Consider the following 15,002-nt stretch of genomic DNA (forward strand, 5'->3'; position numbering starts at 1 on the left):
TTAATGTGATGATTTAACCCGGTGACAGACGCCGGTTATCTTCCGTGCGCGGCGGTTCAGAGATCTTCCAGCGGCACCTGTTTGAGGGTTTCCACGCGCATCAGCAGCGCGTACAGCGGCTGCAGGCGGGTAAAATCCCGCATCAGCCGCGCAGCCAGCGCCGGTGAAAACAGGGAGGCGATATTATTATCCGTCGTCATCACGGCAAAGGATTTGCGATTGTACCAGCTCGCCAGCGCCGGATCCTGGTCTTTGATAAGCGGGCGTTTATAGCTTTCGCCGGCCAGCGCAAACGGCGCGCGCGCAGGCGGCGGCGCGGGCAAACTCTTCCGGCTGGCGCAGCATCAGGTGGCGAAAACGGTCCATGGTGGCTTTGCTGGCGGAGTAATAGCCCAGGCCATAATGAAAAAAATCGGGGGTGATTTCGAAAAAAAACACCGGCGCGTCGGTCCATTCCTTTGAATGGCGTTTAAAGGTCAGCCACATCCGATTGCGAAACAGCGATTTATCGCGGGAAAACCGGGTATCGCGATACATGCGCGACAGCGTTTTGCCCACCGCCGGGCGCGTTTCGACCTGGTCGTCGATGGCCAGCATCGCCGGGGCAAGATCCTCCACCAGGGCGCGAAACGGGGCCAGCAGATGACGCTGATACTCCCCGCGATGAGACTCGAACCACTCCTTGCTGTTTTCCTTGACCACCTGTTGCAGAAATTCCAGCCCGGTGGGCGTAAAACCCTGGAAAGAAGACGACGGCACTGTGACGACCTTAATGTGATTGGGACGGTTTCCCGCGGTTGCTATAGCCATTGTGGCGAGTCGGTCCTGACCTTTCAACCGGATTTTCGCCTGACGGCGTCCGCGGGGATAACGCGATTGGCGCCATGGCCGGCGGATAAATGCCATGGACGGGAAATAATGCGTTAAACATTGTTACAATAAAAAATGAAATTTCCCTGACGATAGGCAAAATCAGGCGCATCACCCAAAAAGGGTTGATATAGATCAACCTAACCTGCGCGCCGTTTTTTTCTCTTTTTAATTAAAATAAGATTGCATTACTATGTTTGGCAACGTCCTGAAAGGCCTCAGCATGAACAGGCCACGGCAGTATTCAGGAAACAATTTAATAAACCGGATTGACGCATTTTATCAATAACATTTTCTACCCTGTTCAATGAACGATTTAAGGGTGGGTCGTGTTCCGTCCAAATAAGAATTATTCACAATGAAATCATTTTTTAAAATTGATTTCACTCTCGTCAACCTAACGCAAATATAGGAAGAGTTCCGGTGAAGATAAAAACGTCTTATGGCCTGAGCTGGCTGCCCCTGGTGGTGATTGTCGCCATCGCGCTGGCGCTGTGGCCGCTTACGCCGCCAACCGGCCTCAGCGCGGCCGCCTGGCATTCCGCGGTGATTTTTGTCGCCACCATCGTCGCCATCGTCGCTAACGTCCTGCCCATCGGCGCCATTGGCATTATCAGCATCACTATTTTTGCCCTGACGTATGCGGCGGGTGATAAAACCGCCAGCGGCGCCATCGTGACGGCCCTCAGCGAGCTGAACAGTTCGCTTATCTGGCTTATCGTGGTCGCGTTCATGATTGCGCGCGGGTTTATCAAGACCGGGCTTGGGCGGCGCGTGGCGTTGATGCTGATTCGCCTGTTGGGCAAGCGCACCCTCGGCCTGGCCTACGGGCTGGCGTTTGCCGACCTGCTGCTGGCGCCGGCCATGCCCAGCAACACCGCGCGCTGCGGCGGGGTGATCTATCCCATCGCCGATTCCCTGGCGCGCAGTTTTAATTCGCATCCGGACGATGCCTCGCGCAGCAAGATCGGCACCTTTCTCATCGTGTGCATCGGCAATGTCAACGATATTACCTCGGCGCTGTTTATGACCGCGTATACCGGCAATCTGCTGGCGGTCAAACTGGCGGCGAACGCCGGCATCCATATCACCTGGTTCGGCTGGTTTATGGCCGCGCTGCTGCCCTGCGTGGTGTCGCTGCTTATCGTCCCGCCCTGCATTTATTATCTGGTTCGCCCGGAGATCAAAAAAACCCCGGACGCGCCGGTATTCGCCGCCGCCGAGCTGGAAAAAATGGGGCCGCTGGGCAAGGGCGAATGGTTAATGCTGGCAACGGTGCTGCTGCTGCTGGTGCTGTGGATTTTTGGCACCTGGCTTGGCATCGACCCCACCACCGCGTCCTTTGTCGGCCTGTCCTTTTTGCTGTTGACCGGTGTCCTGACCTGGGAAGAGATTAAAAGCGAGAAGGGCGCCTGGGATACGCTGGTGTGGTTCGCCGCGCTGCTGATGATGGCCAACCAGCTGAAAAATCTGGGGTTCACCACTTGGTTCGGCGATCTGATCGGCACCAATATCGGCCACCTTATGGCCGGGACCAGCTGGGTCTGGGTACTGCTGCTGCTGAACGCCGCCTATCTTTATACGCATTATTTTTTCGCCAGCGGCAACGCGCAGATTGCGGCGCTGTACGCGGTATTCCTGGCCGTCGGCATGACGCTCGGCATTCCGGTGCTGCCCATGGCCTTTATGCTGGCGTTTACCAGCAGCCTGTATTGTTCCCTAACCCAGTATACCCATGCGCGCGGTCCCATCCTGTTTGGCGCCGGCTATGTGCCGACCCGTGTCTGGTGGCGCACCGGTTTTGTGGTCAGCGTGATCAACCAGATTATTTTTATGGGCGTGGGCCTGACCTGGTGGCGGGTGCTGGGGCTGTATTAATCCGCATCCAGGGCTTATCCCGGCATTGCCCTGGGGGCGCCGGGATAGTATTTTCCCGGCGCAAACCCCACCGGGCGCGCGTCAGGAGGTCGAGCGGAGTTTAGGGTATTTTTTCAGCCAGCGGCCGCTGGCCAGGCGCCAGTAGAAAAACAGGCCGCGCACAATCCAGTCCAGGAACATTCCCAGCCAAATGCCCACCACGCCGAAACCCAGCACGATCCCAAGCGTATATCCCGCCACGATGCGGCATCCCCACATGCCAAGCATGGATATCCACATGGTGAAACGCGCGTCGCGCGCGCCCTTCAGCCCCGCAGGCAAGACCCATGACGCGGCCCAGAACGGCATAAACGCGGCGTTAAGCCAGACCAGTATTTTCACCACGTGGATAACATCCTCCTCGCGGGTATAAAACGCGGCCAGCAGGCCGGCGAACGGCACCGAGAGGAAGGCGATCAGCGATAATCCCAGGGTGGACAGCCAGAAGATATGCTTCAACTGGCGTTCCGCCTGGCCGCGCTGGCGTTTTCCCAAACGCGTGCCGACAATAATGGTCGCGGCGGACCCCAACGCATTGCCGGGCAAATTGATCAGGGAAGCGATGGAAAAAGCGATGAAATTGCCGGCAATCACATCGGTGCCCATACCCGCCACGAACACCTGGGTCAGCAGCTTGCCGCCGTTAAACAGCACTGATTCAATACTGGCGGGAATACCGATGCCCAGCACTTCCTTCAGGATGCTGGTATCCAGCCGGTAAAAATAGCTCTTCAGCGAAATTTTCAGCGCCGGGTTAAACCCGATCATCAGTACGTAAATTACCGCCGCAGCGCCGATATAGCGGGTGATGGTCAGTCCCAGGCCGGCGCCGATAAACCCCAGTCCCGGCCATGAAAACACGCCGTAAATCAGGATAGTGCTGATAATAATATTGAGGATATTCATCCCGCCGTTGATAAGCATCGGGATCTTGGTATTGCCCGCGCCGCGCAGCGCGCCGCTGCCGATAAGCGCGATGGCGGCGGCCGGGTAGCTCCAGGCGGTAATTTTCAGGTAGCTTAACGCCAGGGCTTTCACCTGCGGCGCGGCGCTGCCGGCGATCACATCGATAATCGCCTGGCCGTAGAATTCGATTCCCAGCGCCAGCAGCACGGCGATCACCGTCATCAGCGCCAGCGATTGCCTGGTGGCGGCGCGTGCCCGCTGGGGATTGAGTTTCCCCAGGCTGAACGCCACCACCACCGTGGTGCCCAGATCCACGGCGGCGAAAAACGCGATGATCACCATGTTAAAACTGTCGGCCAGGCCCACGCCGGCCATGGCTTCCTTGCCCAGCCAACTGACCAGGAACGTGCTCAACACCCCCATTAGCAGTACGCACATGTTTTCGAACAGGATCGGCACCGCGAGCGGGGTGATTTCTCGCCAGAACAGCACCCGATAGGAATGCCGTTTGGGATACCACGCCGTACGCTCGATGGCGTGCCGCAACGCTACTGTGATGTTTTGCAAGATAGTTCCAGCTGTAGAAAAAGACGGGCGCTTTACTTGATGATGGTAAAAGACCTGTGAATTTGCAAAGTCTTTTTAATCAGCAGATGTGACGGGCGCTGACGCCCGGGCTAGATGAGGGATTCGTGCACGAGGGATTGCAACACGCTTAACGGTGCCCGCCTGGGATCGCGCATGGCGGACAACGGCAGCATAAAAGTCTGTTCAAGCAGGAATTGTCCGTCCATCGCCGCGTGGGGCGTTTGATCGGAAAAACAGATCCAGGTGCTGCCCGGCGGGAATGCCATCACCAACTGCGGGCCGTCGCGCTGATAGTCCGTATCGGCTTTCATGGCGTCATGCAGTTGCAGCATCAGATGATCGTAACGGCTGCGGCGTGTTTGGGTGATGCCAACGGCGTTTAGCCACCAGCTTGCCAAAGGGGAATAGCGCCTGAGCCGCGGCAGAAAACGCTGCGCCAGCGGGGGGAAGGGCTCGCCGATGCGCCAGGTACGGCTTATGCCATAAGGATTGATATTGGTGAAAATGCGCAGTATGCGCTCGCCGCGGTTGGGTCGTGAAGGAAAGGCGTCCACGTGCAGGCGGCTATCATCCTTGCGCCAGGAGGCCCTGGCGCGCCAGTCGGCGACCTGATGCAGCCGCAGGGTACCGGCCGGGCTGTGGCAGGCGTCAAGGTAGGCCGGCAGCAATGACGCCATCAGGGCGCGGCAGTCCTGATAATAACGCTGCAGCAGTTGCCGCGCCGCCGGACGCTGCTCCGGCGCCGCCACGCCGTCCAGCCGGTCGCGATCGGGCCGATAGCTGATATTTTTGCGTTCCGGCTCCAGCAGGACGGGATCGAGCAAGGCCTCTTCTTGCGGGGTTAATATAAAAGACAAGCGGGGTAAATACAGAATTTTGCCCTCTTCCAGCGCCGCGACGACGGCGGACGCGTCTGGCCGGTCAAGGTGCCATTGCTGGTAAGGCAGCGTCATCACGGCAAGCTCATAGGCTATTGGGTTCGGCATAATAATTCCTGGTATAAACGGACGATCCGGTTATTTTTTTCGGCGGTCATTGCGACTGGATAATACTTTTATCCAACATTACTATTATTTAGAGATATATTTCGGGAGCCGGAGCAATAATTTGCCAAGTTATTAATTGAATAATTATAATCGTAAATGAGACAAGGAAATAAACAGTCGCCAAATAAGCACCAGATAAATTTATGTTTTACCGCGGTCGCCATCACGCCACGCGGCGTGGAATGACAGGGTAACCAGACCAGTGAAAAATCGCTATGATGGTTACGGTCACCCTTATTAATGTATAACTTCCCGGCGATATATCATTTTAATTAATGCCGTATCCGTCATGCAATAAACCGCGCCGTTACAGGTTCAGTAAATCCACGATGGCGTCCACTACGGCCTGCGGCGCTTCCTGGGGAATATTATGCCCGATGCCCGCTAACAGGCGCCGTTGATAATAGGCGGAAAATTTATCGCGATCGGGATCGGCGGCGCCCGGCGCGCCGGTGTCGAGACCCGCGCCCACGCCGTCGTCAAGACCGCATAGCGAAATGGTGGGCACCGCGATAACCGGCAGGCGTTGTAACCGATCCTCGATCGGCTGCAGTAGGGGATCTCCCGCCATATAGCCGTACCGGTGGCGGTAGGAATGGATCACCACCTCGACAAAATCCGGGTTGTCGAATGAGGCGGCGGTGCGCGCGTAGGCGGCGTCGGTAAAATGCCAGGAAGGCGACCATAACCGCCACAGCAGGCGGCAAAATGCCGCCCGGTTGGCCGTCAGTCCGGCGCGGCCGCGCGGGGTATGGAAATAATATTGGTACCAGTACCGGTGCTCCGCCTCGGGATCCTGCGGCGCGGCTGAAGCGGCGATATCCTGGATATTGTAACCGCCCGCGCTGACCAGGGCCGTCACCCTGGCGGGCCAAAGAGCGGCGAGGATACAGGCCGCGCGCCCGCCCCAGTCATAGCCCGCCAGGACGGCCTTCTCCAGCGACAGCGCGTCCATCATATCCAGCAGATCACGGGCCAGGGCGGCCTGCTGCCCCGAGCGCATGACGCCGTCGTTGATAAACCGGGTGGGGCCGTAGCCGCGCAGATAAGGCACCATCACCCGGTAGCCCCGCGCGACCAGCCCAGGCGCCACGTCATCATAGGCGCGCGGATCGTAGGGAAAGCCATGCAGTAAAATCACCGCCGCGCCGTCCCGCGGACCATATTCCTCATAAGCCAGGTCGAGCATGGGGGTGCGCACGTGCCTTGTCGCGGGAAGTTTCATCAGGGCGCTCCTGTGGTGTATGCCGCAAGGTGATAAGTCAGTATAGAACGGTTGGCAACCGGCGATGATCATCCGTCGTGCTTCGTAATGCGAAATAACATGCGAGTGATTAGTATTTATATTTTATCGCCAGGGGGGGGCGTTATACCCATAACGGACTTGTTTTTTTAAAAATCTGGCGGGTTGTTTTATTCTTTATTTCGCTTATGGCGGGCCGGGTGCGCCGGCGATATTTTTCGCCATGGGGAGAAAGAACGTCTTTATTCTCCCCGTTGTACGGTCAATAGGGCGAAAATCTGTGCGCAAACTCATATTTTAATTCTTTAATGAATCAATATTATTTAAATGCAAAGAGGGATTTAATAAATAACTAATTGAATTTTAAGTATTAATTAATTCAAGAAGTGTTATATAAAATTATATATATCGGTTTTATTGATGCCGGACAATACCCCTGTCTATCCTAAGGGTAATCTCATTGCGAGGATGATTATGCCGCAATGAATTTCCGCCGCGCTTTCTGTGTTCGGTGGCATTTTATGCGTGGCGAGACTGTTCCGGATTGATGTCATCGTTAAACAGGGATTTGAGATCTTCAGGGTGAATTATCATGAAAAGCGAAAATAATAATACTTTACTAAATATCCCCCTAACCCGGCGAAATCTGGTGAAAGATAGCGCAGTGTGCGGACTGGCGCTGGCTGCCGGCGGCGTGGCGCTGCCGTTCAGCCGCCAGGCCCGGGCCGACGGAGATCCGGCAACCCTACCCCCGTCCCCCGCCGCTGAAAAAATCGTCTGGAGCGCCTGTACGGTAAACTGCGGCAGCCGTTGTCCGCTGCGCATGCATGTGGCCGATGGCGAAATCACATATGTGGAAACCGATAATACCGGCAATGACGTGTATGGGGATCTGCACCAGGTACGCGCCTGCCTGCGCGGGCGGTCGATGCGACGCCGGGTCTATAATCCCGATCGGCTGAAATACCCGATGCTGCGGATAGGGCAACGTGGCGAAGGCAAATTCAAACGCATCAGCTGGGACGAGGCGTTCGGTTTAATCAGCGCTAACCTTAAGCGCATTATTCAGGATTATGGCAACGAGGCCATTTACCTGAATTACGGCACCGGCACGCTCGGCGGCACCATGACCCGCTCCTGGCCGCCGGGGAAAACGCTGATTGCCCGCCTGATGAACTGCTGCGGCGGCTATCTGAACCATTATGGCGACTACAGTTCGGCGCAAATCGCGGCGGGATTGAACTATACCTACGGCGGCTGGGCGGAAGGCAACAGCCCGACCGATATCGTTAATAGCAAGCTGGTGGTGATGTTCGGCAATAATCCCGGTGAAACCCGTATGAGCGGCGGCGGGGTGACCTATTTGCTGGAGCAGGCGCGCGAACAGTCCAATACCCGCATGGTGGTTATCGATCCCCGGTATACCGATACCGCCGCCGGCCGCGAAGACGAGTGGCTGCCCATCCGGCCGGGCACGGACGCCGCGCTGGCTTCTGCGCTGGCTTATGTGCTTATTAGCGAAAATCTGGTGGACCAGCCCTTCCTGGATACATACTGCGTCGGTTATGACGAAAAAACACTGCCTGCCGGCGCGCCGGCCAACGGCCATTATAAAGCTTATATCCTGGGCCAAGGCCAGGACGGGACGGCGAAGACCCCGGCCTGGGGCGCCGCCATCACCGGCATCCCCGCCGCGCGCATCATCCAGCTGGCACGGGAAATCGGCAGCGCCAAGCCGGCCTATATCTGCCAGGGGTGGGGGCCGCAGCGCCACGCCAACGGCGAGACGACCACCCGCGCCATCGCAATGCTGGCCATCCTGACCGGCAACGTCGGCATCAGCGGCGGCAACAGCGGCGCCCGCGAAGGGTCCTATGAAATCCCCTTTGTCCGTATGCCGACGCTGGAAAACCCGGTAAAAACCAGTATTTCCATGTTCTTATGGACCGATGCCATCGTGCGCGCCACCGAGATGACCGCGACCCGCGACGGGGTACGCGGCAAGGACAAGCTTGACGTCCCGATTAAATTTATCTGGAATTACGCCGGCAACTGCCTGATCAATCAACACTCCGACATCAACCGTACCCATGACATCCTGCAGGATGACAAGAAATGCGAGATGATTGTGGTGATCGATAACCATATGACCTCGTCGGCCCAATATGCCGATCTGGTGCTGCCGGATTGTACGGCGTCGGAGCAAATGGATTTTTGTCTGGACGCGTCAAGCGGTGATATGGGGTACGTGATTTTTGCCAGCCAGGCTATCAAGCCGCGGTTCGAATGCAAGAATATCTACGATATGACCAGCGAAATCGCCCGCCGCATGGGGGTCGAGCAGCAGTTTACCGAAGGGCGCACGCAGGAAGAGTGGCTGCGTTATCTTTATCAGCAGTCGCGGCTGGCCGTTCCGGCGCTGCCGGAATTTGAACAGCTCCAGGCCCAGGGCATATTCAAGCAGCGCGATCCGGACGGCCATTTCGTGGCTTATAAAGCCTTTCGCGCCGATCCGGCGGCCAATCCGCTCACCACGCCCTCTGGTAAAATTGAAATCTATTCCGCCGCGCTGGCAACGCTGGCGGCTACCTGGCAGCTGTCACCCGGCGATGAAATCAACCCGCTGCCCGTCTATAGCCCGGGTTTTGAAAACTACGATGATGCGCTGAATAAAAAATACCCCTTGCAGCTGACCGGGTTTCACTACAAGGCGCGCACCCATTCAACCTACGGCAATATCGCTATTTTAAAGGCCGCGAACCCGCAGGAAATCTGGATAAATCCCCTTGATGCGCAAGCGCGCGGGATCAAAGACGGCGACATTATCCGCATATTCAACGACCGGGGGGAGGTGAGGATCAATGCCAGAGTCACGCCGCGAATGATGCCCGGGGTAGTGGGTTTGGGCGAGGGCGCCTGGTATGCGCCGGACGGGAATCGTATCGACCATGCCGGCAGCATTAACGTGCTGACCACGCAGCGCCCTTCTCCGCTGGCCAAGGGTAATCCTTCGCATACCAATTTGGTGGAAGTTGTCCGACTTTAAGGAGTAGTCCATGTCGACACAATATGGATTTTATATTGATTCAAGTCGTTGCACTGGCTGCAAGACCTGCGAAATGGCCTGCAAAGACTATAAAAATCTGGCGCCGGACGTCAGTTTTCGCCGCATTTATGAATATGCCGGCGGCACATGGCGGCAGGAAGCGGACGGCAGCTGGCAGCAGAACGTCTTTAGCTATTATCTCTCCATTGCCTGTAATCATTGCGAGGATCCGGCCTGCGTCAAGGTCTGCCCGAGCGGGGCCATGCATAAGCGCGATGACGGCCTGGTGGTGGTTAACGAGGATGTCTGCATCGGCTGCCGCTACTGCGCCATGGCCTGTCCCTACGGCGCGCCGCAGTATAATGAGGCGAAAGGGCATATGACCAAGTGCGATGGCTGCCAGGAGCGTTTGGCCGTCGGTCTGAAACCGGTCTGTGTCGAATCCTGTCCCTTGCGGGCGCTCGACTTCGGTCCCATTGAGGATCTGCGCCGGCAACACGGTACGCTGGCCCAGCTGGCGCCGTTGCCGCAGGCTCGCTACACCAAGCCTAACATTGTGCTTAAGCCTAACGCCAATAGCCGTCCTTGCGACGATACCACCGGCTATCTGGCTAATCCGAGGGAGGTGTAATATGGGTACGGGATGGCAGGAATGGCCCCTGATTTGGTTTACGGTGCTGGGGCAGTGTGTGGTGGGCGGGTTTATCGTCATGGGGCTGGCGCGGATGGCCGGCCATTACGATGCCGGGCAGCATCTGCGGCTGCATCGCTGGATGAGCGTTCTCTGGCTGCTGATGGGCCTGGCGTTTCTGGCGTCGGTGCTGCACCTGGGCACGCCGCTGCGGGCGCTTAATTCGCTCAATCGGCTGGGTTCGTCGGGACTCAGTAATGAAATCGCCGCCGGGTCGCTGTTTTTCGCCGCGGGCGGCCTCTACTGGCTGCTGACGGTGACCGGCAGGATGCCGCGCGCGCTGGGCAAGGCGTGGCTGGGTCTTGCCATGGCGCTGGGCCTGGTATTTGTCTATGCCATGACCCGGGTTTACCGGATTGATACCGTACCCACCTGGAATAACGGCTATACCGCGCTGAATTTCTTTCTGACGGTGCTCATCGGCGGGCCGCTGCTGGGCGCGCTATTGCTGCGGGCCGCCGGGATCGAGATCCGCCGCCGCCGGATGCTGGTTACGCTTAGCATCGCGGCGTTGCTTGTCAGTATGGGGGCTGCCGTCATGCAGGCGGCCGGACTGGCGGCAATACAGAGTTCAGTGCAGCAGTCCGCCGCGCTGGTGCCCTGGTACGGCGAACTGATGGCGCTGCGGCTGGCGCTGGTCGTCCTTGGCCTGGGCTGCTGGGTCTGGCCGATGCTGCGGCGCGTCAACAGCGGCGTCGCCGGTCTGGCGCTGGGTTTTGCCTTGGTGGTGGCGGGAGAACTGGTGGCCCGCGGGGTATTTTATGGATTGCATATGACCGTCGGCATGGCTGTTGCCGGTTAGCGTGCAAAACGGCTTATTCGGCCGGGGTGCTGCATTCCCGCCAGGCGAATGCGCACGCTACCCTGAGGCCGTCATCGCCGATACCCGTTTCATGAGCTGGGCGTGCCGCGCTGGCGCCCATCGCCTCAGGACTGATCAATAAGCGCCAGCAATTGCCGATAAACGGCCGGATTGGCCATCAGCACCGCATTACCGTTCATCAACCCCTGGTTATGCATAAAATCATTCGTCACGCCGCCGGCCTCGCGCACCATAACGATGCCCGGCAGGCTGTCCCAGGCGTTCATATGGGGTTCGTAATAGCCGATCAGCCGGCCGGCCGCCACATAGGACGTCATCAACGCGCCGGACCCGTTGCGGATAAACATGCCGCCGGCGCGCAGCAGGTTGCCGATAAAAGGCGTAAACACCCCGGGGGCGACCCGGCCCGAGGTCCCCACGCCCACCAGGCCGTCGCGCACCGCTTGGCCGCCGTGTACCCGCAGCGGCGTATCGTTGACAAAGGCGCCTTTGCCGGCGCAGGCGTGGAAGATTTCATCGTGGTTGGGATCGCAGACCACGCCGATGATGGGTTCGCCCTGGATAACCACCCCGATGGCAACGCACCAGGTATGCAGTCCGTTGAGAAAAGCGCTGGTGCCGTCTATCGGATCGACCACCCAGGTACAAGACGCGGTTTGGCCGCCGCCGGTTTCCTCGCCGAGAAAGCCATCCTGCGGGAACCTGGCGGTGATGGCCTGGTGGATAAGGGCCTCCACGGCGCGGTCGGCAATGCTGACCACATCCTGCAAATCCCCGCCCTTATGCTCCACGTCCAGCCGGTGGCGCTGCTGATAAAAGGCAAACGCGCGGCGGGCGCCGGTTTTCGCCAGTTCACAGGCAAAACGGTAGCGTTCGTCAATATCCTGCTGAGTGACTATGTCCATTTCCGCCTCAATATTATTATCTCGTCTCTCGTCGTCTACCGGCCCTTGCCGGGCGGCGGGGCTGGCAGCAATGATGATATACGCAGGCGCATCACATCACATCTAGATGACGGCAATATGACCCGCGGGACGTCCTGACCCTTTACCGGCCGGCGCATTTGCCCGATGATGTCATCCCCGGTTGCGATTCGCCGGTGCTTACCCGCTACCGCCGCCGGGGAAACCCCTCTAACGGAGAAAATACATGATTGTTGAGATGCGTGTTTATCATTGCCTTCCCGGCCGCCTGCCGGCACTTCAGGACCGCTTCCGGAATACCACGCTGGCTTTATTTGCCCAGTACGGTATCGAGCCGATAGGTTTCTGGACCACCCTCATCGGCCCCAGCAACCATAGCCTGACCTATTTGCTGAAGTGGGACAGCCTGGCCGATCGCGAGGTCCGCTGGAGCGCCTTCCAGGCGGATACGGCGTGGATAGCCAAGCGTACGGCCAGCGAGGCGGATAAACCTATTGTCGAACGTATTGAAAATTCCTTTTTAACGCCGACGGACTTTTCCGCTCTTCGCTGACAAGACGACACTCCGGTCCGGTGCGGATTAACATGCGCAGTTTATGCGGTCCGTGCCGGGCTGGCCGCGGAAATGATTGCCGGCGGCGGTGAGCGCTATAAAGAATCAGGGAATAAGAGAATTTTTGGCGGTATTCAGTGTGACGATAGCGGGTTGATAGATTTGGATATCCTGGATGATGTCGAAGGAGAAATACTGTCCGTCCCGGCTGGGTACAAACTCTGAATCAGGTATAAACGCCGCGCCCTCCAGACCCGCATTGAGCAGATCCAGAATCAGCCGCGGCTCGGACACCTTCATCAGGATATTCACTTCCTCAATCTCCGCGTAGAGTTTATTCAGCAAGAATTCATAGGTTCCCTCGCCGTCGATACGGTGATGCAATATCAGCGGCAGCTTGCCGATGTCGGATAAATTAACGCGCTTGCCGGCGAACGGGCGGGAAAATGAGGCTGATAATACGGCGATAAGTTTTACCGGCGCCAGTTCGCGCACATAAAAAGAGCTGCATTCCCTGGGGCTTTGGATCAGCGCGATATCCAGCGCCTTTTGCGCCAATAACGCTTCAAGATGGCTAGAATCTGAGACCAGTACGTTAATATCCCAGTCAGGCTGCCGCTGGTAAAAATCCAGCAGGGTTTGGTTAAAATAACGCAAATACAAATAGGATACGCCGATTTTGACCACTCTTTTTTGCCGGGTGGCGATAGCGATGGTCTGTTTTTTCAGCGCGTTAACCTGGCTTAACACCTCGCAGGAATGGCGGTAAAGAAAGGCGCCCGCCTCGGTGAGCAGCATTTTTTTCGGGGTGCGGATAAACAGCGGCGAACCGATTTCCGCCTCCAGCTCGTGCAGCCTTTTGCCCAGCGGCGGTTGGGCGATATTCAGCAGCTTGGCCGCCTTGCTGATAGATCCCTGCTCGGCGATAGCGCAAAAATACCGCAGCCTTTTCAGGTCCATTCCACTCTCCCGGTGCCCCCTGACGTGAGCACAGCATAACAGTAAATCCCGGTACCGCTAAGATGGGCCGCGGTATTTGCGTCAGGGGGATGGCCTGGCGATCAGTGAATAAACAGGGTCCAGAAATGGGAAATGGGCAGCACCAGCACCAGCGCCGGTAAGAGATTTCCCACCGGGAACGATTTAATGCCGGCAATACGAAACCCGGTGGCCAGCATGATAAATCCGCCGGCGGCGGTAAAGTCGCCCATCATTTCAGGGGTGGTGTGCGGCATAATCAGCACGGCGGCCGAGGCGATGCACAGCTGGATAACTAACTGCGGCACGGCAATCAGGGCGACGGCGTAACCCAGCACGGTGGCGAAAATCGCCGCGGTGAATATATCCATGATGGATTTAACGAACAGGATATTGGCGTCGTGGGTCATGCCTTCGGTCATGGCGCCGATAATACCGGTGCCGCTGGCGCAAAACAGCACCAGGATCGCCACGAATTTTTCGGTGAATACCGCCGGATCCAGCTTGCCGTCATCCGCTGAAAAACGATTGGCAATGCCTTTGGCGATATTACCCATCATGCCGATACGTCTTTCCAGATAAACCAGCTCGCCGATGGCCGCGCCCACGATAAGCGATAATATCACCACCGGCAGGCTGTGGATTTTGACAATAAGCGCGATACCCAGCCCCATTGAGGAGAGACCGAAGGTCAGCGGTAAGGCAATGCGCAGCCGCTCGGGGATTTTGTCGCCAAAAAATGCGCCGACAATACCGCCCGCCAAAACGGCGCAGCCGTTGACGAATGGACCAATTAACATCAATTATTCCTTAGAATGAAGACTATTTCCGCATCAGTCGCGCGGGATTTCGCCCCAGCGTTTAAGATTGCCGACGTCCAGACCGAATAAATCCAGCGCGCGGGCGGCGCTGTGACGGACGATATCGTCCACGCTTTGCGGGGCCTGGTAAAAGGCGGGAACGGGAGGGAATATTATCCCGCCCATTTCCGTTACCGATTGCATGTTTTTCAGATGGGTAAGATGCAGGGGGGTTTCCCTGACCATCAGCACCAGCCTGCGCCGCTCTTTTAAAATCACATCGGCGGCCCGGGTCAGAAGATTGCCGGCCAGTCCATGGGCAATCGCGGCGAGACTGTTCATTGAACAGGGCGCGATTATCATGCCGAGCGTTGTAAACGAGCCGCTGGCTATCGCGGCGCCCAGATTGGTTACGCTGTGCACTTCATCCGCCAGTTTCACCACCTCCTGGCGCTCATAGGTCGTTTCGAGCGCCCTGGTGGCTTCCGCTCCTTTGCTGATGACCAGATGCACTTCAATATCCTGTTCATGTAGCAGCTCCAGCACTTTCATGCCGTACTGGAACCCGGAAGCCCCGCTGATGCCTACGATAATGCGCCGCTTAATCATCTTAACAAC

At 57.5% G+C, this 15,002-nt stretch carries 12 protein-coding genes and 1 pseudogene; 5 read left to right on the forward strand and 8 right to left on the reverse strand.

The genetic code is table 11. The features are described from left to right. Window positions 1–56: 56 nt before the first annotated feature. Window positions 57–810, reverse strand: a pseudogene (locus ACL2XN_RS03605) (DUF2461 domain-containing protein). Between the two features lie 483 nt (window positions 811–1,293). Between ACL2XN_RS03605 and ACL2XN_RS03610 the strand changes: the two are divergent. Beyond that, entirely contained in the window at window positions 1,294–2,748 is a 1,455-nt protein-coding gene (locus ACL2XN_RS03610; RefSeq protein ID WP_410014712.1) for a DASS family sodium-coupled anion symporter, read from the forward strand. A gap of 81 nt (window positions 2,749–2,829) precedes the next feature. Here the strand turns inward: ACL2XN_RS03610 and ACL2XN_RS03615 are convergent, their stop codons facing one another. The 3 genes from ACL2XN_RS03615 to ACL2XN_RS03625 form a co-directional block, all read right to left on the reverse strand. After that, window positions 2,830–4,260, reverse strand: coding sequence for an EmmdR/YeeO family multidrug/toxin efflux MATE transporter (locus ACL2XN_RS03615; protein ID WP_410014713.1), 1,431 nt, complete (start codon window positions 4,258–4,260; stop codon window positions 2,830–2,832). Between the two features lie 110 nt (window positions 4,261–4,370). Further along, complete coding sequence (locus ACL2XN_RS03620) at window positions 4,371–5,267, reverse strand: Kdo hydroxylase family protein (RefSeq protein WP_413730305.1); 897 nt, start codon at window positions 5,265–5,267, stop codon at window positions 4,371–4,373. A gap of 367 nt (window positions 5,268–5,634) precedes the next feature. After that, window positions 5,635–6,552 (reverse strand): alpha/beta fold hydrolase, encoded by a 918-nt coding sequence (locus tag ACL2XN_RS03625; RefSeq protein WP_413723025.1) that lies wholly within the window; start codon window positions 6,550–6,552, stop codon window positions 5,635–5,637. A 610-nt stretch (window positions 6,553–7,162) separates the two neighbouring features. Here ACL2XN_RS03625 and dmsA point away from each other — a divergent pair. The 3 genes from dmsA to ACL2XN_RS03640 are packed head-to-tail and all read left to right on the forward strand — an operon-like array spanning window position 7,163 to window position 11,109. Then, window positions 7,163–9,616 carry a dimethylsulfoxide reductase subunit A gene (dmsA, locus tag ACL2XN_RS03630; protein WP_413730306.1) on the forward strand — a complete coding sequence of 818 codons (2,454 nt, stop codon included), beginning with the start codon at window positions 7,163–7,165 and terminating at the stop codon, window positions 9,614–9,616. 10 nt (window positions 9,617–9,626) lie between these two features. Continuing rightward, on the forward strand, window positions 9,627–10,247 hold the full coding sequence (locus tag ACL2XN_RS03635) for a DMSO/selenate family reductase complex B subunit (RefSeq protein WP_413723023.1): 621 nt from the start codon (window positions 9,627–9,629) through the stop codon (window positions 10,245–10,247). A 1-nt stretch (window position 10,248) separates the two neighbouring features. Then, window positions 10,249–11,109 carry a DmsC/YnfH family molybdoenzyme membrane anchor subunit gene (locus tag ACL2XN_RS03640; protein ID WP_413723022.1) on the forward strand — a complete coding sequence of 287 codons (861 nt, stop codon included), beginning with the start codon at window positions 10,249–10,251 and terminating at the stop codon, window positions 11,107–11,109. A 125-nt stretch (window positions 11,110–11,234) separates the two neighbouring features. Here the strand turns inward: ACL2XN_RS03640 and ACL2XN_RS03645 are convergent, their stop codons facing one another. Next, on the reverse strand, window positions 11,235–12,035 hold the full coding sequence (locus ACL2XN_RS03645; RefSeq protein WP_413723021.1) for an inositol monophosphatase family protein: 801 nt from the start codon (window positions 12,033–12,035) through the stop codon (window positions 11,235–11,237). A 244-nt stretch (window positions 12,036–12,279) separates the two neighbouring features. Here ACL2XN_RS03645 and ACL2XN_RS03650 point away from each other — a divergent pair, with 244 nt between their 5' ends. Beyond that, window positions 12,280–12,606, forward strand: coding sequence for an NIPSNAP family protein (locus ACL2XN_RS03650; protein ID WP_410014720.1), 327 nt, complete (start codon window positions 12,280–12,282; stop codon window positions 12,604–12,606). A gap of 105 nt (window positions 12,607–12,711) precedes the next feature. Here the strand turns inward: ACL2XN_RS03650 and ACL2XN_RS03655 are convergent, their stop codons facing one another. The 3 genes from ACL2XN_RS03655 to ACL2XN_RS03665 form a co-directional block, all read right to left on the reverse strand. Next, the gene (locus ACL2XN_RS03655) at window positions 12,712–13,566 is read right to left on the reverse strand and encodes a LysR family transcriptional regulator (protein WP_413730307.1); all 855 of its coding nucleotides are present in this window, start codon (window positions 13,564–13,566) and stop codon (window positions 12,712–12,714) included. Window positions 13,567–13,667: 101 nt separating this feature from the next. After that, on the reverse strand, window positions 13,668–14,384 hold the full coding sequence (locus ACL2XN_RS03660) for a DUF554 domain-containing protein (RefSeq protein WP_413723019.1): 717 nt from the start codon (window positions 14,382–14,384) through the stop codon (window positions 13,668–13,670). 33 nt (window positions 14,385–14,417) lie between these two features. Further along, window positions 14,418–14,993: a UbiX family flavin prenyltransferase gene (locus tag ACL2XN_RS03665; protein ID WP_413730308.1), complete on the reverse strand. Its 576-nt coding sequence runs from the start codon at window positions 14,991–14,993 to the stop codon at window positions 14,418–14,420. Window positions 14,994–15,002: the final 9 nt, after the last annotated feature.

Origin of the sequence: Sodalis sp. RH22 (assembly GCF_047324165.1) — a bacterium.
GTDB lineage: Bacteria > Pseudomonadota > Gammaproteobacteria > Enterobacterales > Enterobacteriaceae > Acerihabitans.

What these genes read in the sequence shown, in the direction of transcription:
- ACL2XN_RS03620 (WP_413730305.1), bottom strand. Translation starts at nt 5,267, where the DNA reads ATGCCGAACCCAATAGCCTATGAGCTTGCCGTGATGACGCTGCCTTAC.
- ACL2XN_RS03635 (WP_413723023.1), top strand. Translation starts at nt 9,627, where the DNA reads ATGTCGACACAATATGGATTTTATATTGATTCAAGTCGTTGCACTGGC.
- ACL2XN_RS03625 (WP_413723025.1), bottom strand. Translation starts at nt 6,552, where the DNA reads ATGAAACTTCCCGCGACAAGGCACGTGCGCACCCCCATGCTCGACCTG.
- ACL2XN_RS03640 (WP_413723022.1), top strand. Translation starts at nt 10,249, where the DNA reads ATGGGTACGGGATGGCAGGAATGGCCCCTGATTTGGTTTACGGTGCTG.
- dmsA (WP_413730306.1), top strand. Translation starts at nt 7,163, where the DNA reads ATGAAAAGCGAAAATAATAATACTTTACTAAATATCCCCCTAACCCGG.
- ACL2XN_RS03645 (WP_413723021.1), bottom strand. Translation starts at nt 12,035, where the DNA reads ATGGACATAGTCACTCAGCAGGATATTGACGAACGCTACCGTTTTGCC.
- ACL2XN_RS03665 (WP_413730308.1), bottom strand. Translation starts at nt 14,993, where the DNA reads ATGATTAAGCGGCGCATTATCGTAGGCATCAGCGGGGCTTCCGGGTTC.
- ACL2XN_RS03650 (WP_410014720.1), top strand. Translation starts at nt 12,280, where the DNA reads ATGATTGTTGAGATGCGTGTTTATCATTGCCTTCCCGGCCGCCTGCCG.
- ACL2XN_RS03660 (WP_413723019.1), bottom strand. Translation starts at nt 14,384, where the DNA reads ATGTTAATTGGTCCATTCGTCAACGGCTGCGCCGTTTTGGCGGGCGGT.
- ACL2XN_RS03655 (WP_413730307.1), bottom strand. Translation starts at nt 13,566, where the DNA reads ATGGACCTGAAAAGGCTGCGGTATTTTTGCGCTATCGCCGAGCAGGGA.